This window comes from Blautia sp. MB18-30, assembly GCF_023669475.1.
In the GTDB taxonomy this organism is placed as follows: domain Bacteria; phylum Bacillota; class Clostridia; order Lachnospirales; family Lachnospiraceae; genus Blautia_A; species Blautia_A fusiformis.
Window position 1 is genome coordinate 1 of record NZ_JAMOYY010000102.1, and the last position, 619, is coordinate 619.

Consider the following 619-nt stretch of genomic DNA (forward strand, 5'->3'; position numbering starts at 1 on the left):
TCCCGAAATACCCAAAAACAAAGGTCTTTCCATAAACATTTTATATTTGATTTTATATTTCTTTAGTGCCTCATAAAATACATGCTCTAAGTACTTTCCTTGAGAATCATATGTATTTTTATATGCATTGAGCATATACTTTTTATAAGTATCCATAGATATACAATAAAATCTCGTATCAATTTCTTTTGAATAATGCTTTTTCATAAAACAATTTCTATCTTTTCGCAACAAGTTTTCTATATTTGAGATTCTTAGCCTTCCTGTTATTTTACAAAAAAAGTAATCACTGTCAGATATTATTTTACTATTATTCAAAACATATTTAATAATTTCTCCTTCACCATATCCTTTGCCATATGTATTCACTAAATCAGGGCTAGCCTGAAAACATAACCATTCAAATTTTTTTAACCTTATTTTTGCGAGATCTTGAATTTCTTTATCATCATATACATATCCGCTATTATCGCAAAAAACAATTTTATCAAAAACTTCTGACTCTATTGCCCATTTAATTGTTGATATATAATCATCTAAGCGCAAGCGATCATCTCTTACTGCAACATATGGCGTATTATCATTTACTTTTATACATCCCGTTATTATTAATAACATT

General features: G+C 27.1%; 1 protein-coding gene. It reads right to left on the reverse strand.

Annotation, left to right across the window (positions count from 1 at the left end; all coding sequences use genetic code 11):
- The coding region (locus NCY57_RS16720; RefSeq protein ID WP_250789882.1) for a hypothetical protein at positions 1–619 on the reverse strand (619 nt) is incomplete at both ends.